At 46.5% G+C, this 22,740-nt stretch carries 24 protein-coding genes and 1 riboswitch; of the genes, 22 read left to right on the top strand and 2 right to left on the bottom strand.

Features of this window, described 5'->3' with window-relative positions:
• Positions 1 to 6 precede the first annotated feature (6 nt).
• The 6 genes from fur (at position 7) to AY633_RS01330 (ending at position 5,947) form a co-directional block, all read left to right on the top strand.
• The gene (gene fur / locus AY633_RS01355) at positions 7 to 474 is read left to right on the top strand and encodes a ferric iron uptake transcriptional regulator (RefSeq protein WP_068462727.1); all 468 of its coding nucleotides are present in this window, start codon (positions 7 to 9) and stop codon (positions 472 to 474) included.
• 66 nt (positions 475 to 540) lie between these two features.
• Complete coding sequence (gene xerD / locus AY633_RS01350) at positions 541 to 1,443, top strand: site-specific tyrosine recombinase XerD (protein WP_068485856.1); 903 nt, start codon at positions 541 to 543, stop codon at positions 1,441 to 1,443.
• A 68-nt stretch (positions 1,444 to 1,511) separates the two neighbouring features.
• Entirely contained in the window at positions 1,512 to 2,696 is a 1,185-nt protein-coding gene (gene deoB, locus AY633_RS01345) for a phosphopentomutase (protein WP_068485854.1), read from the top strand.
• A gap of 17 nt (positions 2,697 to 2,713) precedes the next feature.
• Positions 2,714 to 4,018 (top strand): pyrimidine-nucleoside phosphorylase, encoded by a 1,305-nt coding sequence (locus AY633_RS01340; RefSeq protein ID WP_068485852.1) that lies wholly within the window; start codon positions 2,714 to 2,716, stop codon positions 4,016 to 4,018.
• Positions 4,019 to 4,083: 65 nt separating this feature from the next.
• Positions 4,084 to 5,406 (top strand): diaminopimelate decarboxylase, encoded by a 1,323-nt coding sequence (gene lysA / locus AY633_RS01335; protein WP_068485850.1) that lies wholly within the window; start codon positions 4,084 to 4,086, stop codon positions 5,404 to 5,406.
• Positions 5,407 to 5,587: 181 nt separating this feature from the next.
• Positions 5,588 to 5,947: a GNAT family N-acetyltransferase gene (locus AY633_RS01330; protein ID WP_068462717.1), complete on the top strand. Its 360-nt coding sequence runs from the start codon at positions 5,588 to 5,590 to the stop codon at positions 5,945 to 5,947.
• Positions 5,948 to 5,950: 3 nt separating this feature from the next.
• Here AY633_RS01330 and AY633_RS01325 read toward each other — a convergent pair whose 3' ends face one another.
• Positions 5,951 to 6,451 carry a DUF309 domain-containing protein gene (locus AY633_RS01325; protein WP_068485848.1) on the bottom strand — a complete coding sequence of 167 codons (501 nt, stop codon included), beginning with the start codon at positions 6,449 to 6,451 and terminating at the stop codon, positions 5,951 to 5,953.
• 60 nt (positions 6,452 to 6,511) lie between these two features.
• Here AY633_RS01325 and AY633_RS01320 point away from each other — a divergent pair, with 60 nt between their 5' ends.
• From AY633_RS01320 to AY633_RS01270, 11 genes are all read left to right on the top strand, one after another.
• Positions 6,512 to 7,285, top strand: coding sequence for a segregation/condensation protein A (locus AY633_RS01320; RefSeq protein WP_068485846.1), 774 nt, complete (start codon positions 6,512 to 6,514; stop codon positions 7,283 to 7,285).
• Complete coding sequence (gene scpB / locus AY633_RS01315; RefSeq protein WP_068485844.1) at positions 7,257 to 7,847, top strand: SMC-Scp complex subunit ScpB; 591 nt, start codon at positions 7,257 to 7,259, stop codon at positions 7,845 to 7,847. The genes AY633_RS01320 and scpB overlap by 29 nt, the downstream gene beginning before the upstream one ends.
• 164 nt (positions 7,848 to 8,011) lie before the next feature.
• Complete coding sequence (locus AY633_RS01310) at positions 8,012 to 8,743, top strand: pseudouridine synthase (protein ID WP_068462708.1); 732 nt, start codon at positions 8,012 to 8,014, stop codon at positions 8,741 to 8,743.
• 89 nt (positions 8,744 to 8,832) lie between these two features.
• Positions 8,833 to 9,384, top strand: coding sequence for a thiol-disulfide oxidoreductase ResA (gene resA, locus AY633_RS01305; protein WP_068462706.1), 552 nt, complete (start codon positions 8,833 to 8,835; stop codon positions 9,382 to 9,384).
• Positions 9,385 to 9,397: 13 nt separating this feature from the next.
• Entirely contained in the window at positions 9,398 to 11,050 is a 1,653-nt protein-coding gene (locus AY633_RS01300) for a cytochrome c biogenesis protein ResB (protein ID WP_068485842.1), read from the top strand.
• Entirely contained in the window at positions 11,047 to 12,231 is a 1,185-nt protein-coding gene (ccsB, locus tag AY633_RS01295; RefSeq protein WP_068485840.1) for a c-type cytochrome biogenesis protein CcsB, read from the top strand. Before AY633_RS01300 ends, ccsB begins: the two co-directional genes overlap by 4 nt.
• A 99-nt stretch (positions 12,232 to 12,330) precedes the next feature.
• Positions 12,331 to 13,047, top strand: coding sequence for a response regulator transcription factor (locus tag AY633_RS01290; protein ID WP_068485838.1), 717 nt, complete (start codon positions 12,331 to 12,333; stop codon positions 13,045 to 13,047).
• Positions 13,040 to 14,818 (top strand): ATP-binding protein, encoded by a 1,779-nt coding sequence (locus tag AY633_RS01285; RefSeq protein ID WP_068485836.1) that lies wholly within the window; start codon positions 13,040 to 13,042, stop codon positions 14,816 to 14,818. Before AY633_RS01290 ends, AY633_RS01285 begins: the two co-directional genes overlap by 8 nt.
• Before the next feature lie 46 nt (positions 14,819 to 14,864).
• Positions 14,865 to 15,398 carry an RNA polymerase sigma factor SigX gene (sigX, locus tag AY633_RS01280; RefSeq protein ID WP_068485834.1) on the top strand — a complete coding sequence of 178 codons (534 nt, stop codon included), beginning with the start codon at positions 14,865 to 14,867 and terminating at the stop codon, positions 15,396 to 15,398.
• Positions 15,388 to 16,557, top strand: a complete 1,170-nt coding sequence (locus tag AY633_RS01275) for a hypothetical protein (RefSeq protein ID WP_068485832.1) — start codon at positions 15,388 to 15,390, stop codon at positions 16,555 to 16,557. The genes sigX and AY633_RS01275 overlap by 11 nt, the downstream gene beginning before the upstream one ends.
• 77 nt (positions 16,558 to 16,634) lie before the next feature.
• Positions 16,635 to 16,770: riboswitch (FMN riboswitch) on the top strand.
• Positions 16,771 to 16,912: 142 nt separating this feature from the next.
• Positions 16,913 to 17,494, top strand: a complete 582-nt coding sequence (locus AY633_RS01270) for an ECF transporter S component (protein ID WP_068462693.1) — start codon at positions 16,913 to 16,915, stop codon at positions 17,492 to 17,494.
• Positions 17,495 to 17,551: 57 nt separating this feature from the next.
• Here the strand turns inward: AY633_RS01270 and AY633_RS01265 are convergent, their stop codons facing one another.
• Positions 17,552 to 17,803, bottom strand: a complete 252-nt coding sequence (locus AY633_RS01265) for a ferredoxin (RefSeq protein WP_068462691.1) — start codon at positions 17,801 to 17,803, stop codon at positions 17,552 to 17,554.
• Between the two features lie 106 nt (positions 17,804 to 17,909).
• On the opposite strand from AY633_RS01265, the gene AY633_RS01260 reads away from it, so the two are divergent.
• The 5 genes from AY633_RS01260 (at position 17,910) to AY633_RS01240 (ending at position 22,723) form a co-directional block, all read left to right on the top strand.
• Complete coding sequence (locus tag AY633_RS01260; RefSeq protein ID WP_068485830.1) at positions 17,910 to 18,935, top strand: helix-turn-helix domain-containing protein; 1,026 nt, start codon at positions 17,910 to 17,912, stop codon at positions 18,933 to 18,935.
• Positions 18,932 to 20,359 (top strand): RecQ family ATP-dependent DNA helicase, encoded by a 1,428-nt coding sequence (locus tag AY633_RS01255; RefSeq protein ID WP_068485828.1) that lies wholly within the window; start codon positions 18,932 to 18,934, stop codon positions 20,357 to 20,359. The genes AY633_RS01260 and AY633_RS01255 overlap by 4 nt, the downstream gene beginning before the upstream one ends.
• An 80-nt stretch (positions 20,360 to 20,439) precedes the next feature.
• The gene (locus tag AY633_RS01250; RefSeq protein WP_068485826.1) at positions 20,440 to 21,177 is read left to right on the top strand and encodes a LysM peptidoglycan-binding domain-containing protein; all 738 of its coding nucleotides are present in this window, start codon (positions 20,440 to 20,442) and stop codon (positions 21,175 to 21,177) included.
• Positions 21,178 to 21,238: 61 nt separating this feature from the next.
• Entirely contained in the window at positions 21,239 to 21,868 is a 630-nt protein-coding gene (locus AY633_RS01245) for a CBS domain-containing protein (RefSeq protein WP_068485824.1), read from the top strand.
• Between the two features lie 69 nt (positions 21,869 to 21,937).
• Complete coding sequence (locus AY633_RS01240; RefSeq protein WP_068485820.1) at positions 21,938 to 22,723, top strand: metallophosphoesterase; 786 nt, start codon at positions 21,938 to 21,940, stop codon at positions 22,721 to 22,723.
• Positions 22,724 to 22,740: the final 17 nt, after the last annotated feature.

The following is a 22,740-nucleotide window of genomic DNA, read 5'->3' as shown; positions in this document are numbered from 1 at the left end:
CGTCGCATGGAAACAAGGATAGATCGCATAAAGAAACAATTACACGCTGCGAGTTATAAGCTGACGCCACAGCGTGAAGCAACGGTACGGATTTTATTGGACCATGAAGAAGATCATCTAAGTGCTGAAGATGTCTATCTTTTGGTCAAAGACATTGCGCCGGAAATCGGCTTGGCGACAGTATACCGTACATTGGAACTTCTGACCGAATTAAAAATTGTTGATAAAATAAACTTTGGGGATGGCGTTTCCCGTTATGATTTGCGTCAGGAAGGCGCAGCACACTTTCATCATCATTTGGTTTGCTTGGAATGTGGGGCAGTGGATGAAATACAAGAAGATTTACTTGAAGATGTTGAGACGGTCGTGGAAAAGCGCTGGAATTTCCAGATCAAAGATCACCGTCTGACTTTTCATGGCATTTGCTGGCGCTGCAACGACTTGGGTGCCGATAAGCCGGAAAAAGACGCTTAAAAGGCGGCCTGTTGAAGGCCGTCTTTTTTCATCCTCAAGAAAAGAGCGTGTAAAGGAGGAATTCCGATGAACGATGCGAAAGATGCATTGGATGATTATTTGCATTTTTTACGGGTGGAAAGGCAGCTTGCCGATAACACCTTGACCTCATACGAACGTGATTTGAAAGTCTATATACAGTATATGAATGAAGTGGAACAATTGGAGTCGCTCGGAAAAATCGAACGTGTCCATATTCTCAATCACTTGCGCCATCTTCAGGAACTGGCGAAAACTTCGAGGACGGTGGCAAGGCATATTTCCTCAATCCGCAGCTTCCACCAGTTTTTGATTAGGGAAAAACGCAGCGATTCGGATCCAACGGTACATTTGGAAATGCCTCAAATGGATAAGAAGTTGCCGAATATCCTCTCTATAGAAGAAATTGATGCTTTATTGAATTCGCCGGATACGTCAAAAGCCAGTGGGCTGCGGGACCGAGCCATGCTGGAATTACTTTATGCAAGTGGCATGCGAGTCAGTGAATGCATCAATTTGGACATTGAGGATGTCCATCTGACAATGGGATTCGTCCGGTGCGTAGGCAAAGGGGGAAAAGAGCGCATCATTCCGCTTGGCAGAGCAGCGCTTGAGGCGAACCGTCAATACCTTGAATCGGGTCGTCTTGCATTGCGAAATCCAGTGGAAAAAACGGATGCTTTGTTCATTAATCAAAGAGGAAAACGACTGACCAGGCAGGGATTCTGGAAATTATTGAAACAGCACGCCAAAAAAGCAGGGATTCAAAAAGAATTGACGCCGCATACTTTGCGTCATTCATTCGCGACCCATTTGATTGAAAATGGCGCAGATTTGCGTGCGGTACAAGAAATGTTGGGACACGCGGATATTTCAACCACACAAATTTATACTCACGTCAGCAAGACGCGTTTAAAAGATGTCTACTCGCAATTTCATCCTCGCGCATAACAGAGGTCTGACTTCCGACATGGACCATTCCTGTGATAGAATGAAAGGGCAAATAAGGAGGAACTAATATGACAATGAAACCGTTTACTCGCATACATTTAATCGTTTTGGATTCTGTAGGCATTGGCGAAGCGCCAGATGCCAAAGCTTTTGGAGACACAGGCGCTGATACGCTTGGCCATATCGCTCAATCTGTTGGCGGCCTCAACATGCCAAACATGGAAAAATTGGGACTTGCCAATATCGTTCCGGTAAAAGGCCTTGACGCACAAGAAACACCAGCTGCCCACTTTGGCCGCCTTGAAGAGGCATCCGTCGGGAAAGATACAATGACGGGACACTGGGAAATCATGGGACTCAATATCGATACACCATTTAAAGTGTATCCAGATGGCTTCCCTAAAGAACTGATCGACAAGCTTGAACAGGCGACAGGGCGGAAAGTCATCGGCAATAAACCGGCAAGCGGCACTGAAATCCTGGACGAACTTGGCCAGGAACATATGGAAACAGGAGCATTAATTGTCTACACCTCAGCTGATCCGGTCCTTCAAATTGCTGCGCATGAAGAAGTGATCCCGTTGGAGGAACTGTATCAAATCTGTGAAACGGCTCGCGAATTGACCTTGGATCCGGAATTTTTAGTTGGACGAGTCATCGCACGCCCGTTCCTCGGCGAGCCTGGTGCTTTTAAACGCACCTCTAATCGACACGATTATGCGTTGACGCCATTTGACCGCACTGTCATGAACGAACTTCAGGATGCTGGCAAAGACGTTATCGCTATCGGCAAGATTAACGATATTTACAATGGCGCCGGTGTAACCGATGCAGTAAGAACCACAGATAATTCTGATGGCATGGATAAGCTCGTGCAAATTGTTGGCAAAGATTTCAATGGATTGAGCTTTTTGAACCTGGTTGACTTTGATGCACTTTATGGACACCGCAGAGACCCGAAAGGCTACGCGCAGGCATTAGAAGAATTTGATGTGCGCCTTCCGGAAGTGTTAGAGGGCTTGAAAGAAGATGATTTGCTGCTCATTACAGCAGACCACGGAAACGATCCGACCTTCCCAGGCACAGACCATACGCGTGAATATGTGCCACTTCTTGCTTTCTCTCCTCGTTTTAATGGCGGGGGAGCGCTTGGAACTGGATCAACATTTGCGGATATCGGTGCGACGATTGCCGAGAACTTCGCATGTGAATTGCCGAAATTCGGCACAAGCTTTCTCTCGAAACTAAAATGAAAAGGCGGTAATGACTAATGAGAATGGTAGACTTGATCGAAAAGAAACGTGATGGCCACGAGCTGTCCACAGAAGAAATCCGTTTTATTATTTCAGGCTATACAAATGGTGAAATCGCCGATTATCAATTAAGCTCATTTTTAATGGCGGTATTTTTCCAAGACATGAGTGAACGCGAGCGTGCTGATTTGACGATGGCGATGGCAGAATCAGGCGACCAGATCGTTCTGTCGGCCATTGAGGGCATTAAAGTAGATAAACACTCGACAGGAGGCGTCGGCGATACGACAACGCTTGTGCTCGGGCCGCTCGTTGCAGCTTGTGGCGTGCCGGTTGCAAAAATGAGCGGGCGAGGACTTGGCCATACCGGCGGGACCATCGACAAACTAGAAGCAATTGACGGATTCCACGTAGAACTGTCAACACAAGACTTTATCCACCAGGTAAATGAACACAAACTGGCAGTTATTGGCCAAAGCGGCAACTTGACGCCTGCCGATAAAAAAATGTATGCCTTGCGTGATGTGACAGCGACTGTCAATAGCATTCCGCTCATCGCGAGCTCCATTATGAGCAAGAAAATCGCAGCAGGGGCCGATGCCATCGTCCTCGATGTGAAAACTGGCGAAGGCGCATTCATGAAAACCGAGGAAGATGCTAAGAAGTTGGCACATGCCATGGTGGGCATCGGTAACGCGACGGGGCGTAAAACGATGGCGATTATTTCTGATATGAGCCAGCCGCTCGGATTTGCGATCGGCAATGCTTTGGAAGTAAAAGAGGCGATTGAAACGCTGCAAGGCAAAGGCCCAGCAGACCTTACGGAACTGTGTCTCGTGCTCGGCAGTCAAATGGTCGTTGTCGGCGGCAAAGCAGACACATTGGAAGAGGCGCGTGTCATGCTCGAAGGCGTTATTAAAGACGGCTCTGCACTTGAAGCGTTCCGCCAATTGATCAAAGACCAAGGCGGCAATCCGGCTGTTGTGGACGATCTTAGTTTGTTGCCGCAAGCAAAATTCGTCACGGAACTGCCAGCAAAACAAGACGGTTATGTTTCCTACATGGAAGCCGACGAAATCGGAACAGCGGCGATGGTTCTCGGCGCAGGACGTGCGACGAAAGATTCGGTCATCGATCTATCGGTCGGCTTAGTGCTCAATAAGAAAGTCGGCGATTTTGTCAAACAAGGCGAGTCACTGGTTACCATTTATTCCAACACACAAGACCTCGCGGAATGCCAGGAAATGTTATACAATAGTATCGAGTATTCAAACGAGCCGGTTGAAGCAATTCAGCTTGTCTCCGCTTTGATCACCGATTAAAGGAATCTTGCTGGGTTTAGGCCCAGCAGGATTTTTATTTACATAGCCATACAGGAGGAGTCGACATGCATTTATACGGGACACAAGCAATCAACGCACAAGGCCATTTGACAATTGGGGGAGTAGATGCGGTTGACCTCGCCGCACAATACAGCACACCGCTTTTTGTTTACGACATCCAACTATTCCGCGAACGCGCACAAGCGTTCCAACAAACCTTTGAAAGCGAGCAGGTCGGGTATCAGGTGGCTTATGCCAGCAAAGCATTTTCCGGCATCGCCATCTACCAAGTCGCTGCACAAGAAGGCTTGTCGCTTGATGTCGTCTCCGGTGGAGAACTTTACACCGCGATTCAAAGTGGATTTCCAAAAGACAAAATCCATTTCCATGGCAACAATAAGAGCCAAGCGGAAATCGACATGGCATTTGTTGAAGAGATTGGCTGCATTGTTGTCGATAATTTCCATGAAATCGAACTGCTGAAAAAAACTGCCGAACAGCGCAAACAAAAGATGAACATCTTGCTGCGGGTCACGCCAGGCATCGAAGCCCATACACATGACTATATTACGACCGGCCAGGAAGACTCGAAGTTCGGGTTTGATTTGAACAACGGCCAGGCAGACCGCGCTTTTGAACAAACTTATAGCCACGATTATCTCGAGTTGATTGGCCTGCATTGCCATATTGGCTCACAAATTTTCGATACGGCGGCTTTTCAAATGGCTTCTGAAAAATTACTGCTGAAAATGGCATCGTGGAACAAGGATTATGCCTATACTTGCAGCGTACTGAATTTAGGCGGTGGTTTTGGCATCCGCTATACGGAAGAAGATGCACCGCTTGAACCTGCCGTTTACGTGAAAGACATGATTCGCACGGTTAAATCGGCATCAGAGCAAGCTGGATTTCCATTGCCGGAAATCTGGATCGAGCCGGGTCGTTCATTAATCGGGGATGCGGGTACAACGCTTTACACAATCGGTTCGACAAAAGAAGTGCCAGACACGCGTCGCTATGCTGCGGTTGATGGCGGCATGTCTGATAATATCCGTCCTGCCCTTTATGGGGCGAAGTACAGTTCCTTACTGGCCAACCGAGCACAGGATGAAGCTGGACAAGTTTACACGATCGCAGGAAAATGCTGCGAATCCGGTGATAAGCTAATAGAGGAAGCCCAGTTGCCGCGTGTATCTGCTGGTGACATTCTGGCTATCTTTTGTACCGGGGCATATGGCTATTCCATGGCGAGCAATTACAACCGAATCACACGTCCGGCAGTCGTCTTTGCAGAAGGCGGCAAGCACCAGCTCGTCATCCGGCGCGAAAGCTTCGAAGACTTGATCAAGAATGAAGTGGGGTATTCGCAAGAGGAGGCACAACAGTGAGGAAGCAAAACATCATGCTGTTCCTGTTTGTCTTATTGATGGCGGTTGCCTGGGGCGTTGCCTACTGGCTGTTCTTTGCGGACAAGGTCACCGGTGGCTGATCCTATGTAAACTTGAGTTATCGGGAAGTTTATAGTAGTATGGGGAAAGCTGCTTTTAAGATGAAAATGAGGGATCAATTATGTTATACAGATACAAAAAATCATTTGAAAAGATCGCCATGGGCTTATTGTCATTTATGCCTAGAGAGCGCGAACTGAAAAAGCTGCAGCAGACCATGCACATTTACGAAGAAAATCCGGAATGGCAATTATTCCTTTGGAAAAAAGAGGACGACTTTGTCGGATTATTAGGTGTGGAAGTCTCGGAAGATCATTACACTATTCATCATGTATCGGTGAATCCATCCCATCGGGGCGACGGGATCGGCCATCAAATGATCGATAAGATTCAAGACATGATGCAGCACCGGGAAATGCGGGCTACTGACGAAACCGAAGCTTTCCTGAATAAATGCCCAGTAAAAAAAGGCGGCCTTTAATTCTTAAAGGTTCCGCCTTTTTTTCTGTTGTCTGAGCGCGATGATCTCTGTCCGGTCACGCAGCCGGTGTTTGTGCATCAAAAAGTGCTCATCTAGCTCTGGGGCCAAATAATGTTGCTTTTGTTCTTCGACGGCTTGAACCAGTTCGCCTGGTACAAGCGGGAGGTCACGATGTTCGAATGGCTCGCGATTGGTCACTCCTTGTATCGATTCGGTAAGGAGTTGCATCAATTGCGGGTGGTCGAAGCCCTCGGTCCAAATGCCAGGCTCGGCAAGTTTCGGTTTAGCCCGGATGAGTGAACGAAGCGCGCCCGGATAATTGCTGCGGCGCCAATGGTACATGCCGACCGCCAATTGGATCCAACCAGTTAAGGGGTGCATTTTGTCTTTTGGAGCGATTTGTTTCCAGTACTCTTCTCCGACCTCATGACATTCGAAATAATCTTTTTCATCATTGAAGTGGATAATGTACTGAAGGAATAAGGGATGGCTAAGCGGATGCATTTCGATCTCCTTTCTTTTATAATCAATTAATAATAGTATGAACAGTCAGGTGGTAATTGCATGTCTTACGAAGTGAAAGTGGATGCCTTTGAAGGCCCGCTAGATTTATTATTGCATTTAATCCATCGTTTGGAAATCGATATTTACGATATTCCCGTTTCTCAAATCACTACACAGTATATGGAGCATATCCGTGCAATGCAAGTGCTCGAACTCAATGAGGCGAGCGAGTACTTGGTAATGGCGGCGACGTTGCTTGCGATTAAAAGCAAAACCTTGCTCCCGGTGCATGAAGGGGAAGTAGATGAAATCGATTATGAATTCGATGAAGAAGACCCTCGCGATGAATTGGTATCGAGGCTGATTGAATACAAGAAATACAAGGAAGCGGCGGAGGAACTGAAGAAACTGGAGAATGACAGGTCGATACTTTATTCTAAAGCTCCTGCAGATTTATCGGAACTGAATCCGCCGTTAGAACTCGCTGTTGATGATGCCAATGCTTATGATATGCTCGGCGCATTTCAGAAGATGCTGCGGCGGAAGCAGTTAAGAGCGCCTTTATCAACGCGTGTCGCTCGCCAAGAAGTTTCCATCAAAGAGCAGATGGGCTCCATGGTCGAACGGTTAAAATCGTTTAAAGGTCGAGCTAATTTTTCTGAGCTTTTCCCGTCACATGACCAGGCCGTTCTCGTTGTGTCGTTTTTATCTTTACTCGAATTGATGAAGCGACAAGTGATTGCGGTCGAACAGCAAAAGAATTTCACCGAATTGTCGGTGGAACTGAGAAAGGAAACGTGGCAAGATGAAGAAGAACCTTTTGGGCCAAATTGAAGCATTGCTATTCGTTACTGGAGACGATGGCTTAAGTTTTAGCCAATTGCAGTTTTTGACAGAGGCCGACGCAGATCAAGTGGAAGAGGCGCTCAATGAGTTGAAGAGCCGCTATAGCGAAGGTGTTTTTGGCATCATGCTAAAAGAGCTGGCGGGTGTTTACCAGTTGGTGACGAAGCCGGAAATGGCAGACACCATTCAAAAGCTAGTCGAGAATCCGACGCCGCAATCGCTGTCACAAGCGTCGCTTGAAGTGCTCGCGATTGTGGCTTATAAACAGCCCATTACGCGGGTGGAATTGGAAGATTTGCGCGGTGTGAAAAGTGAGAAAGCACTGGCAACACTTGCTGCAAAAGGCTTAATCCAAGAATGCGGCCGCGCTGAAGGCACAGGGCGTGCCATTTTGTACGGCACAACTGACGAATTTCTCAATTACTTTGGGCTGAAAAACTTGAAGGAATTGCCTCCTCTGCCTGAAGAGATGTCAGAGGAGCCAGAAGAAGACACGGATCTCTTTATGACAAAATTTCAAGAAGCATTCAAAGAAGAAGTAAATGCATAGGAGCTTACTGGGAAGACTGGGACGCATGGACAGTCTTCTTTTCATTTAAGCGATGCGCTTTCTCTTTGGCCGGAATTATGCCATAATTCCGGTTAGAAAGACTGTGGAAAACGTGAATCGGCTGCCTACGCGGCCGGTATTTAATTAGATGGGGTGAACAGGAAATGGAAAGATTGCAAAAAGTAATGGCGCATGCAGGAATTGCATCTAGGCGCAAAGCAGAACAAATGATTTTGGATGGAAAAGTGAAAGTGAACGGCAAAACGGTTAAGGAATTGGGAATCAAAGTGACCCCTTCCGATAAAATTGAAGTAGAAGGCGTGCAAATGGAGAAAGAACGCAAAGTCTATTTTCTACTCTATAAGCCGCGCGGCGTTATTTCAGCAGTGTCCGATGACAAAAACCGCAAAGTAGTAACGGATTTCTTCCCGAACGTCGAAGAACGCATTTATCCTGTCGGGCGTCTTGATTACGACACTTCAGGGCTATTGCTGTTGACGAATGATGGCGAATTCGCCAATAGCCTGACTCACCCGAAGTTTGAAATCGACAAGACGTATGTAGCGCGGCTAAAGGGTATTCCAGCCAGAGAAGATCTTCAAAAACTAGAGCGCGGCATTAAGTTGGAAGACGGCATGACGGCGCCGGCGAAAGTGAAATTATTGTCAGCGGATGCGAAAGCTTCCAAAGCGATTGTCCAAATCACGATTCACGAAGGACGCAACCGTCAAGTCCGCCGCATGTTCGAAGCAATCGGCTTCCCGGTGCAGAAACTCAGTCGTGAACAATTTGCCTTTTTAACGCTGCATAGCCTAAACGCGGGCGAATCGAGAGAGTTAAGCCCTCACGAAGTGAAGCAATTGCGTGTGCTAGCGGATACTGGCAAACGGCGCTAACGTTCACAAACCCTTCAAAACTGGGGACAGGCGGCTGATGAAACTTTGCTATAATTGATGTGCATCCAATCCCTCGAAGGAGGATCTATATGAGTACGGAGAAAAAAAGCAATAAGAAGAAAAACAGGACGATCATGCGCTCCGTTATTTTGCTGTTACTAGTTGCGGCCATTGGCTACACGATTTATAACAGTGTCACGGCCGACGAAGTGGAAGTGCTGAAAGTGGGAGATGCGGCACCGGATTTCACGCTGACGGATCTTGACGGGGAAACCCATAAGCTGTCCGATTATGAGGGCCAAGGTGTATTCCTCAATTTCTGGGGCACATGGTGTGAGCCATGCATCAAAGAAATGCCCGCAATGGCCAGCCAGTTTGAAGTGTATGAAGATCAAGGCGTCCAAGTCCTCGCGGTGAATATTGCACAATCGAATTTTGAAGTCGAGACGTTCGCGCGTCAATACGGCCTCAATTTTCCAATTGTCATCGACCGCGATAAAAGCGTCATGACGGCATATAATATCCGCCCGCTTCCAACGACCATGCTGGTAAACCCACAAGGCGAAATCCAGCGCATCGTGACCGGTGAAATGACAGAGCAGGATATCGCAGGTTTTATGGAAGAAATCAAACCTGAATAAGGAGATTTTTCGGATGGACAAATTGATTTGCAAATGCGGCCATGAAAATCCGCCGGGCACTATTCTTTGTGAATCGTGCGGTCGGCCGCTCAATGAACAGGAACAAGACAAAAAGTTAGCGGATATGCGCTATGAAGGAACGGCCAGACGTTCCCAGACCTATAATAAGTCAATTATTGATAAAATCTGGAACTTCTTTTCGAGCGTGAAAGTGGGCGTCGGAATCATCATCATCTTATTGATTGCCGCGGCCCTCGGCACCATTTTGCCTCAGAAACAATACGTCCCAGCAACGACGGAAGCAGATATCGAGGCTTATTACACCGATATTTACGGCAGTGTCGGGACGGTGTATCACGCACTCGGCTTCCATGATTTATACAATTCCTTCTGGTTTATCAGCCTGGTTGGGATGCTTGCGATTTCACTGATCATCGCGAGCCTTGACCGGTTCGTGCCGCTCTATAAATCCTTGAAAAACCAGCGAGTGCTGCGCCATTCCAGCTTTATGCATAAGCAGCGTATTGTGGCAGAAGGACCGGGAGATGCGGACACGCTTAAAAAAGCCGAAGAGAAATTAACCGGTTTGAAATACAAAGTGTCGACTGATAAAAATGGCTTACTTGCCGAGAAAGGCCGTTTTTCGCGCTGGGGCCCTTATGTTAATCACATAGGCTTGATCATCTTCTTGTTCGGTGTCATGTTGCGCATGATGCCTGGTTTTTATGTAGATGAAACTTTGTGGATCCGTGAAGGTGAAACACGTGCGATCCCAGATGCGCCAGGCTATGTATTAGAAAGCAAAGGGTTCACTTTAGAAACATATACAGGTGAAGGTGAAGAAGAAAAATTCGGTGAAGCGATCGACCGTGTTGGAACGGTAGCGAAAAACTACCAAACCGACGTCGTTCTCTACAAAATTCCGGAAGGCGCATTGCCTGGTGATACAGCCGATATGGAAGTAGTGGAAGAGCACGCCATTCGCGTCAACCAGCCGTTTAAATTTGACGGCTATGCTTTGTATCAGATGGATTTCCAGCAAGATGAGCTGAAAACCATGAGCTTCGAGTTGCAGAACAAGGAAACAAGCGAAAGCCGTGGAGAGTTGACAATCGATTTGGTCAATCCAGAAACCACTTATGAGCTTGAAGACGGCTCGGTTGTCGAGTTGCTCGGCTATTATCCTGATTTCTCCGGTTTCGAAAATGGTGAACCGCAAACTGCAACGCCGCTGCCGAAAAACCCGGGATTCCTCGTGAAAATGACAACTCCTGATACACCAGATGGCGAAACAAGTTTCATCACGATTCAGAACACGGTGGAGCCGCTTGGAGATAACGATTACAAACTTGCCTTCCAGGGCGTCGAGACGCGTGATGCATCCGGCTTAACGGTACGTAAAGACCGCACGTTGCCGATTCTTGGGCTTGGCGGTTTGATCTTCATGATCGGCGTAGCCCAAGGCATGTACTTTAATCACCGCCGCTTCTGGATTCAACAGCAAGCGGATGGCAGCATATTGCTTGCGGGCCATACGAACAAAAACTGGTTCGGGTTGAAAAAAGACTTGGATCAAGTGACGGAACACGCTTCTCTTCCAACATATCGCGACCAACAGGAAGACATGGAAGCACAGGAGAAAAGGGAAGGTGAACAATTAACATGACATTAGCCGATATCAGTTCCAATCTATTATACGTAGCCTTTATCGCTTACCTAATCGCAACGTTTGTCTTTGGCGGTGCCGTAAAAGGCAATAAAAAAGGCACATTCAGGTCTGAACAGCGCTGGGGCAAAGTCGCCATCACCATCACCGTGATCGGCTTTCTTGCCCAAGTAGGCTATTTCATCACGCGATGGGTGGTCACGGGCCACGCGCCGATCAGCAATATGTTCGAATTCACGACTGCATTCGGGATGACACTAGTCGGCGGGTTCATCATACTCTTCGCTTTGTATAAAACAGCAGTACTAGGAATGATCGTTTTGCCGATCGCTTTATTGATTATCGCTTACGCTAGCATGTTCCCGAGCGAAGTGAGCCCGTTGATTCCGGCTCTTCAGACAAACTGGTTGGCGATACACGTCATCACTGTAGTTGTTGCAGAAGGAATCTTGGCGATCAGTGCGGCAGCTGGCTTGATTTATTTGCTAAAAGTCGTCGATCAAAAGAAAAAGTCGAAGCAGCGCTTTTGGCTTGAAGCCATCATGTATTCACTCGTCTTGGTACTTGGTTTTGTTGTGACGAGCACATTCTTCACATTGACGAATTACGAAGCGGACTTCGCTTATGTCAACAAAGACGGACAACCATCGGAAATCACATATAATATGCCGGCAATTTTTGGCATGAACGAATTTGAGCCGATGACAGATGGCGCATTGACGCCGTTGGTAGAAATGCCCCCCATCGTCCATGCTGGAAAATTGACTACGGTATTTTGGTCGCTCGTGGTCGGTACGGTGTTATATGCATTGATTCGACTGGTCTTCCGGAAACGGATTTCCGCTATGCTTCAGCCGTTTACAAAAAACGTTAACTTGCAATTGATGGACGAGATCAATTATCGGTCGGTTATCATCGGCTTCCCGATCTTTTCACTCGGTGCATTGATTTTCGCCATGATCTGGGCTCAAATCGCCTGGTCGCGCTTCTGGGGCTGGGATCCGAAAGAAGTTTGGGCGCTTGTGACATTTTTATTCTATGCAGCATATCTGCACTTGCGGCTCGGACGAGGCTGGGCAGGCGAAAAGTCTGCATGGCTCGCAGTCATCGGGTTTGTCATCATCATGTTCAACTTGGTGGCAGTTAACTTGATCATTGCCGGACTGCATTCATACGCTTGACGAAAAAGCCTTTTCCATTGTGGAAAAGGCTTTTCGTTTATTTTTGCACCCCTTATCGGTACAATGAAAGGTATAGAGATGAAAGTTGGAGGGATTAGGATGTCTGAAGAAATTACAATTCTTGTAGTAGATGACGAAGAGAGGATCCGCCGCTTGTTGAAGATGTATCTCGAGCGTGAAGGATATATGGTTGAAGAAGCTGAAAACGGCGTGGAAGCATTGGAAAAAGCGATGGAGACGGATTACCATTGCATCTTGCTCGATCTCATGATGCCAGAAAAAGACGGCATTGAAGTGGCGACAGAACTACGTGAAACGAAAATGACGCCAATCATCATGCTAACAGCTAAAGGCGAGGAAGCAAACCGCGTAGAAGGCTTTGAATCCGGCGCAGACGATTACATAGTCAAACCGTTCAGCCCGCGTGAAGTGGTGCTGCGTGTTAAAGCGATTTTGCGCCGTTCTTCCGCCTATTCGCCATCTACAAGTTCGACCGTTTCAAAAGACCTGGTCGTTTTTCCGCATTTGACGATTGACCACGATGCACACCGAGTAACAGCAGACGGCGTGGAAGTAAATTTGACGCCGAAAGAATATGAGCTATTGTATTTCCTAGCCAAATCGCCGGATAAAGTATTTGACCGGGAGCATTTGCTCAAAGAAGTATGGCATTATGACTTTTTCGGTGATTTGCGTACAGTGGACACACATGTTAAGCGCTTGCGCGAAAAGCTTAACCGTGTGTCGGAATCCGCCGCTAAAATGATCGTCACTGTATGGGGTGTCGGATACAAATTCGAGGTCGGCAATGAATAGAATATGGAATAGCATCGTCGGGAAGCTGTGGGTAACCATTTTGCTTCTCGTTTCCTTTGTCCTTTTTATTGTGACGGTGCTGCTATTGGAGTTTCTCGGGAACTTCCACAGCGAGACGGTAGAAGAAGCGCTTCATAATGAGGCCAATATGATCGCCAGGATTTTTAATGACCACGATGAGGAAGGCAATTTGTCGATCGTAGATGAAGTGCTAGGCCCAGAAACGAATGCCGTCATCGCTTCACAGCCGGGTGATATTGCCTATTATTTGCACGATGGCTTGAATGGTGATGAAATCAGGGAAAAGATCGTCAGCGAACAAGAATTCCAAAAAGTATTTGAAAGCGACGAAACGGTCACAAAAGAAATGCTGCTGCCGTCGTTATCGGAAGCGGACCGAATGGAGTCGTATATCGTCATGGCATCCCCTCTGCAAACTGGGGACGGTCTTCACGGAACCGTGTTCATTTACCAATCATTGGAAGTTATGGACCGGACCGCTGAACGGACGACCAATATCGTGTTTTTATCCGCATTTATCGCGCTATTGCTGACGACGTTTTTTGCCTTTTTCTTATCGACACGAATTACTTCTCCGCTGCGCAATATGCGCGAAGGAGCATTTGAGTTGGCGAAAGGGAATTTCGATACGAAAATGAAAGTTTCTTCGGGTGATGAAATCGGTCAATTGGCGATTGCCTTTAACCAAATGGGCCGTCAGTTAAAACATCATCTCGAAGTAATCAATCAAGAAAAAGAACAGCTATCGAGCATTTTGACTTCGATGGCGGATGCGGTCATTACGTTCAATCAGGATAAGACCATCTTATTAAGCAACCCGCCAGCAGAGAAGTTGCTCCGCCAATGGCTTTCTAAAGACGGCTCGACAAATGCCCAAGCGCTGCCATCGGAAATGCTTCATATGCTCGACCATGTCTTGATGTTCCAAGAAGAAATTGAAGAAGAATTGGAAATTGAAGGTGCTTATTATGCAGTGAACTTCAGCCCGCTTTACAGTGGCGAGAGCATACGGGGAGCGGTAGCTGTCCTTCATAACATGACTGAGCAGCACCGGCTCGAGAAGCTGCGGGAAGATTTTATCGCCAATGTATCTCATGAACTCCGTACGCCGATCGCCATGCTTCAGGGCTATAGTGAAGCCTTGCTTGATGATGTCGGCGCAAGTGAAGAAGAGCGCAATGAAATGACGAAAATTATTTACGAGGAATCCCAGCGTATGGGGCGCCTGGTGACCGATCTATTGAACTTGGCCAGACTGGAATCCGGCCATATGCGCCTCTACAAAGAATTGGTGCAGTTCAATAATGCGATCGAGCGGATGACCTTGAAGTTTAGCCAAGCTGCAAAAGAAAAAGGTATCGAATTAAGCTTTACTACTGATCTCGATGACTGGTCGGCGGCTGAGTTGGACGAAGACCGCATCGAACAGGTCATGACGAATCTGATCGACAATGCACTTCGCCACACGCCACAAGGAGGGCAAGTACAAGTACTTGTCGAAAATATGGGAGACTACGCAAAAGTGTCTATCAATGATACCGGAGCCGGAATCTCTGACGAGGATCTGGAGTTCGTCTTCGAGCGTTTCTACAAAGCGGACAAAGCCAGAACTCTCGGAAAAGGCGGCACAGGGCTCGGCCTTGCGATTGCCAGCAATATCATCAAAGCACATTCAGGAGAAATCCGCGCCGAAAGTAAATTTGGCGAAGGCACTTCGTTTATCTTTACCTTGCCATTGAAGGCAATGTAACTTTTCTGTTGTCGAAACGACTAATCCAAGGAACGGGGGGAGTTGCGTGAACGACTCCGTGTTTCATCGGCTGTACGATCAATATCATCAGGATGTCTTTCAGTTTTTGGTATATTTAGTGAAAGATCGGCATGTAGCGGAAGATTTAATGCATGAAGTTTACGTGAAGGTGCTGCGCGCTTATGACCGGTTCCAAGGAAAAAGTTCAGAAAAGACCTGGCTTTTTTCGATTGCTAAAAACGTCGCCATCGACCATTTTCGAAAAAATGCGGTAAGAAAAAAGCATTCGATGGATTTTTTCGACTGGGAAACTCAACAATTGGTTTCAACTGAACGAATACCGGAAGAAGTTTCTTTGCTCAACGAAGACAAAATCCGTTTGTACCGAATGCTCGACCTGTGTACAGGCGACCAGAAGCTCGTTATCATCATGCGCTTTTTCCAAGATCTCTCCATTGCAGAAACAGCTGAAGTCCTGGAGTGGTCGGAAGGAAAAGTCAAAACGACACAGCACCGGGCTATCCGGTCCCTCCGCCAAAAATTACAAGAAGCAGAAGGGGGAGCAGAATATGCCGAATGACAAATGGGACGATGAAGAAATCGAAAATTTGTTGCGGGATTTCCCCAAAATACAAGATAATCGGCCAAAAGCCGAAGTGTATAAACATGTATCGCAGACACAATATGTCCCGAAACAGCCTAAGCGCTGGCTGCCATTACTCGTCGCTGTTATTGCATTTTTGAGCATCTCGGTGCTGGCGGTTTCCTTGCTGCAGCAAAATGGAAACGACTCTAGCAGCAGCGAAACCGAAAGTAGCGATGCAGAATCGATGATGACAGCAGATGATGCTCAGACAGAACGAACGGAACAATCCGCTGATGAGCCTGAAGAGGCAGCCAGTATGGCTATGGAAGAACCGGAAGCCTTGCGTACAGCAGTGTATGAACAAGACCTAGCAGACGCTCATATCCTCCGTATCGGCCTGGCTCAACAAGGTTACGTAGTGCCGGTGAGTTTTGTCATTCCAAAACAATCAGTTGATGAGACAGAACCGACTTCGCTCGAATTGTATGAAGCATTTGCGGAACAAATCGATGAATCGAAATTGGGCTTTGATGAGTATCATCCATATGAGGGAATTTTGCAGCAAGACGGTGCGGTTATTAGCCATCTCCTCCCAGAGGATCATAACTATGACCAAGGATCGGCTGCTACCTTGCTGTATCTCCACAGTTTAGAAGAAACCTTCTTCGGCGAGGAGGAAATTCGCGTATTGGACGACTCGGGTGAGCCTGCGCAATTGGCACACGTGGGAATGGTTGAACCAATTCTTCCAGGAGTTCAAGGCCAAAGTTATTATTTGATGGCTTCGTCAACGGAAGATTGGTACATGGCGCCGTCTTACGGCATGTCTGAAGCAAGCGTTGACGATGCGCTTTTAGCGCTTCGGCAATCGCCAAACGACGCTTTTCGTTCGCCAGTGCCGGATGGTGTCGATTATGAGATTGAAATGGATGGAACAAATGTTAGTTTGATATTCAAAGAGACTTTGGATTTCGAGGGGCTGGATGGGGTAGAGGCGATGCGCATGATTGAAAGTATGGCGCTCACTGCGCAGTCATACGGTTCAGCTTTAACGATCTTCAATACCGTGCAGGCCGAATGGTCCGGCTTCGATTTTACCAAGCAATTGGAATTGCCGATTGCGCCCAACCGCATCGATTGGCCAGAAAAATAAAAAAGACAGCAATGTAAGCACTATGGTTTACATTGTTGTCTTTTTTTTATAAGATTAACTTGTATAAAAAAATATCGATTCATCTTCGGGGCAGGGTGCAATTCCCTACCGGCGGTAATTGGACGTTTCGGTCCATCAGCCCGCGAGCCGTAAAAAGCAGGATTTGGTGAAATTCCAAAGCCGACAGTATAGTCTGGATGGGAGAAGGTGAAGGTACGGACGCATGTCGTTTTTACGGCGGACCGTTTATTTCAGTGTGCCTAACTCTCCCTTAAGTTTTTTGCTTAAGGGATTTTTTGTGGCAGCATGCGTTTCGAACCTTTCTTCTGGTGAATCACGACAAGGAGAGAGGAACATGAAGAACAAAAAATTGCAATCGATGATTGTCATCGGTATGCTGAGCAGCATCTCATTTGTGTTGATGCTATTCAATTTTCCATTGCCGGCCTTGCCTGCATTCTTGAAAGTGGATTTCAGTGATGTGCCTGCGCTGATCGCAGCGATCACGATGGGACCAGTTGCTGGTGTTTTAGTAGCATTCTTTAAAAACGTATTGGACTGGATCTTTTCAGGGAGTCCGACTGGTGTGCCTGTAGGGCATATGGCGAACTTTGCGACGAGCCTATTGTTCATTCTGCCGGTCTATGCGATCTATCGCAAAGTATCTACTAAAAAAGGAATCGCATTCGGCTTGGTGATCGGTACATTTTCTATGGCCATCGGCATGAGTTTGTTGAATTACTTCGTTTTCCTGCCGATGTATACGTATTTCCTCAACATGCCTGAACAAACAGGCAATGCCTTGTATACAACGATTGTGCTCGGCATCTTGCCGTTTAACTTAATCAAAGGTCTTGCGCTTACGACGGTTATTTTATTGATCTTCGGCAGCATGCACACCTGGATAGAAAAACAACGTTCCTATTATTTATCATAAAAAAAGCGGTTGGAAGATTCATCTTCCAACCGCTTTTTCTATTGATTCATACGCTAATCAGTCTTCGTATTTAAGTGGATCTCCTTCAAATGCCTCGTCTGCCACCTTGATGGAATCGGTCGGGCATCCTTCAAATGCATCTTCCATATCTTCCATTAGCTCATCTGGCACTTGTTCAGTCCCCGTGTTATCATCAAGAATAACGAAGGCGATGCCCTCATCATCATAATCGTAAATGTCTGGTGCTGCTGCTCCGCAAGCTCCGCATGCGATACACGTATCTTTATCAACAATGGTATATTTAGCCATTCTAGTTCCTCTCCTTTATCTCCGAACAAGTTCAGTTATACTATCGTGTTTATTCTATAGATGTTTTATATTTTTTTCAACCCAAAACCGCCGGGAGGTTTATTCAGTGCGATTCGATGAAGTCGTTTTAGCGATCATGAAAGCGGTAGACGGTCAACGGACCGTTTCTTCCCCTTATCATTTAATTAAAGGAAAGAAATCAGGTCAAACGATTCAAGACATCGGCTATTTCGGCCTGCATCCTTATTTTGCCGTGCTTCCGAAACTGGACAAAAAAGACTACCTGGACTCTATTGAGAGGCTGCGGGCGCAAGGGCTATTGGTGCCGGATGACAATAGCATTCAGCTTCATCAATCTGCCATCGAACTGCAATTGCCTACTACACCATTAAATGGCTGGAAATACAGGGGCAATGAGAGGCGTTTTTTTTCGCGTTTATCTTTGATAGTGCAAACAATGTCCAATTTTATGCAAGACCATAAACGTTTTGATCCGGTGGTGACAGATGAAGCGGTACAGTCCTGGACCAAGTCTTATTTACACCGAATCGATTTTCGTTCACCGGAGGTCCAAGCCGTTTTCAAGCTCCAAATTGAAAGCAGCCTGGCGTTAGCAAAGACTGCTGAAATGCATAAAGATATTTTGATGGCGCGACTGTCTGGGTATGGGATCGGTGGGCTTACTTGGGACCAACTGGCAGCAAAACATCAGCTATTGCCAATTGATGTGAAGATTGCAGCGGTCGAAGCTTTGCATGCTTGGCTGGATGTCCTAGAAGGCATGGAATACCCATTGCTAACGGGACTACTCGAAGGCATCATCCAGCAGTCCGCTTTGACAGAATCGGCCAAGCGAACGCAAAACTTATACGAACGTGGATTCTCACTGAGTCAAATAGCAGAACTCAGGCAATTGAAGACCAGTACGATTGAAGATCATTTCGTCGAGTTGGCGATGAATGACCCGGCCTTTAGCCCAGCTTCATTTATGGAAGATGAGTTATTTGAATCAATCCGTCGAATCAGCAAAGAAATGAAGACAAAGCGCCTGCGGGATATTAAAGAGCGCTTGCCGGACGCGAGTTATTTCCAAATCCGCCTTGCACTGGCAGTGAGAGGAGAAGCTATATGAATCTTGAAAAATTACTGTACGACGCATATGGCTATACGGAGTTCCGCCCTGGCCAAAAACAAGTGATTGAACAAGTATTGTCTGGACGCGATGTTTTGGCGTTGTTGCCGACTGGAATGGGCAAATCCCTCTGTTATCAATTGCCCGGAAAAGTGCTGCCAGGCGCTATTGTTATCGTTTCGCCGCTGTTATCGCTTATGCAAGACCAAGTAGCCCAATTAAAGAAAATGGGGGAAAAGTCGGTTGTCGCTATCAATTCCTTTATGAAAGCGGAGGATCGTGAAAAGGTTTGGAATACACTCAGCCATTACAAATTTATCTTCGTCGCGCCTGAAATGCTTGTGCAGCCTTTTGTACTTGATAAATTGAAAGCACTTGGCATCTCTTTGCTCGTTGCGGATGAAGCGCATTGCATCTCTCAATGGGGGTTTGATTTCCGTCCAGACTACCTGCGCATTGCCGAAGTATTGCCCAAACTTGGCAATCCTCAAACTCTGGCACTAACCGCTACAGCGACCGACAAAGTGACCCATGAAATCAAGCAATACTTGAAATTAAGCAACCCATTCATCTATGCGCATCCGATGGACCGTCAAAACATTAGCTACGATATCCGCAAATTTGAAAATGACAGTGACAAGCTAAAAGCATTCCTTGAAATAGTGGCTGAATACGGGGGACCGGGAATTATCTATGCTGGTACAAGGAGGAAATCCCAGGAACTGGCGGAGAAACTGCTGGCGCTTGGAATCAGGGCAGCATTTTATCACGGAGGCATGGAACAACAAGACCGTATTTTCGTGCAGCAGCAGTTTGCAAATAAGGAATTGGAATGGGTATGCGCGACCAATGCTTTTGGCATGGGTGTCCATATTCCTGATATTCGCCACGTTATCCATTTTCAACTGCCTTCATCTATAGAAGGCTATGTACAGGAAGTTGGTCGAGCAGGTCGGGACAATTTGCCTTCACTTGCGACTTTACTATACGCTGCAGGTGATGAACGACTGGTAGAAAGTTTAATCATGGACGAGTTGCCGGAACGACATGAAATCGAATTGATATATCAACGCAAAGAAGAAGCAAAACAGCTGGTCGACCAGGGAATGATAAGAGAAACAGCGTATCGTATCATCTCTTATTGGCGCGAGCGCCTGCCGCTTGAAGGCACTTTGAACCAGATTGAGCAATTGAAAAAAGAAAAGCAACGGCAGGCAGCTTCTGTCCGTGGGCTAGTTCATTCGAGCGGTTGCATTCGCCGATATCTAAGTGCGAGCTTTGACCAAGAAAATCCCATTGTGCCGCCAAACTGCTGTAGTTTTCATGGGATTGATCATCGGCTTTTTAAAGACAGGCAACGTCTTTCGGAAGCACCGTCGCAAGGTGGATGGAAAGAACGCTTGGAGGTCCTTTTGCCTATATGAAAATCTCTATTTCTATTATTTACAAATAAGCCTTTTTTCGTCATAATAGATATATTAGTACAGATAGGGGTAGTCGTGAAATGGGAAACGATAATTATCATGAATCAATGGAAAAGAATCGCCAGGAATTGTCACAGGAACGAATGGCAGAATTGACGAGGCGCGCACGCCAGATGCCTAAGCCGAAAAGCAGGGGCTTATTATTGCCTTCCTTATTTTTCATCTTTATCTTGATTCCGGTTACTTTGTTGATCTATGTTGCGTTTTACTATGAGCCGGATGACACGCTAACTGCCAAAACAAACGAAAATGAAGTCAGCTTTGAATTGAATTCCCAACCGCCTTCTGACAGCACCGTACTTGCGGCTGCAGATGACGAGCAGGAAGATGAAAAACAACAAGAGACAAAAAGTGCTAAAGCCAAAGAAGCAGAAGAACAAAAAGCGCTGAAAGAAAAAGCTCGAGAGCGAGAAGAACAAGCGGCTGCAGACGCGAAAGAGAAAGAGCAAGCAGCAGCGAAAGAACAAGCTGAGAAAAAAGCGCAAGAAACAGCAGCAGCTGAACAAAAAGCACGGGAAGAAGCAGATGCGAAAGCGAAAGCTGAAGCTGAGCAGCGTGCACAAGAGTCAGAAGAAAAAGAAGAAACACCTACTGCCGGCGGCAAGACGGTGACTGTCCAATCGAGTGAAACACTTTACCGAATTGCAGTGAACAATTACGGCGCGAGCGGTGCAGCCGCGGCAGTTGAAAAGATTAAACAGGCGAACGGATTAGCCTCTAACGCCATCAGCCCGGGACAAACATTAATTTTGCCTTAAAGCAAGATTAGATTTCTCCTACAGGGGAACAGATAGATAGAAACTAGAAAGAGGTGAGCTGATGTTTGTCAAAAGTGCATTAGTTAAAAAGGAAAGATGTTTTACAGTACATCCGGAAGATGCGATGGAAAAAGGGCTCGAGCTATTGGAGCGTCATTCCATAGATGCATTGCCAGTCGTCGATGGCGACCAATTTAAAGGAATCTTCACTTGGTATCATGCATATCGCGCTTTCTTTTACTCCGATAGCCCGAAAGACGAATTTATTCGTTCGACAAAAGTAAAAGATATTATGGTCAACCAAGATGTGTTTTTGAATATTGATGATGTGTATGAAAAAGCTTTAGTCGAATTGCGTGATTTCCCAATCATCTCAGTCGTCGACGAAGGGAAATTCCTTGGAATCGTCACCCGATTCGATGTCGTCAACCAACTGCAAAGCGCATTTGGGATGCAAAAATCAGGAGTTCGCATCACTGTCACATCGGTTGAATCAGAAGGCCGCATCGGTCGACTTGGTGAAATCATTGAAAAACATAAAGAATCTGTTGTTTCATTGGTTACTTTCGACGAAACTGATAAAATGGTGCGCCGCATTGTTCTCAAAGTTAAGAAAAAGAACAACATAGACAAATTTACGAAGGATTTGGAAAAATCCGGTTTCCGTATTCTAGATATTACAGAAGATTGAATAGCGGCTTGAACAGGAAAACATAAGCGCAGCTTATGTTTTTTTGTTGCTTTGGAAAGGATGTACACAATGAAATGGATATTACGGATCGGTTTAGCTGGCTTGTCATTATTAGCGTGGATGTTCCGCTCTGCCCATAGTCAAAAACGAGAAACTGCGGTCATTCAATTGTCTGGGAATGCTGTGTTTTCACCTTTTAAGCTGATGTTTATCTCTGACGTCCACCGGCGCAAACTACGCTCTGGCATGTTCAATGATAAAGTCGATATAGTCGTCATCGGTGGAGATTTTGTCGAGCGTGGAGTTCCGGCACAACGACTTCGCGAAAATTTGCAAGTTCTGAGAGAGCTCGCCCCGGTGTATTATGTATTTGGAAACAATGACCGGGAAATTGGTGAAAAGCGATTAAGGGAGTTGTTCGAAGAACAAGGTGCCGTGATTCTAGATGATGAATCTGTTGAACTATTCGGGAATGCTAAATTAAAATTAACAGGAATCGACTATTTTGCTTTTCGAGAGCACAGTGTAGAAGATGCTTTTTGCAATGTTTCAAAAGACGATTCCGTTATCTTCGTTTCTCATACGCCTTTTGTCTTCAAGCATGTAAAACAACATTATCCTGTCAGCTTGTTGATGGCGGGGCATACCCATGGCGGGCAAATCAGGTTTGGGCCATTTGGGGTTTTCGGCCACGGTTCGTTGACGAGTACAAGCGGCATCACAGAACTCGTCAGCAACGGGTTCGGCACGACGTCTATACCGCTGAGACTCGGTGCCAAAGCGCAATACCATATACTTGAAATACACCCCTCACCGGGCGCCCGGCATTTGGCACAAAGCTCTTCAATCAGATAAGATAAGGATGGACATTA

This window comes from Planococcus maritimus (assembly GCF_001592825.1).
GTDB classification, from domain to species: domain Bacteria; phylum Bacillota; class Bacilli; order Bacillales_A; family Planococcaceae; genus Planococcus; species Planococcus maritimus_C.
Note: the sequence above shows the minus strand (reverse complement) of the source record. Positions and strands in the feature narration are given on the sequence as shown.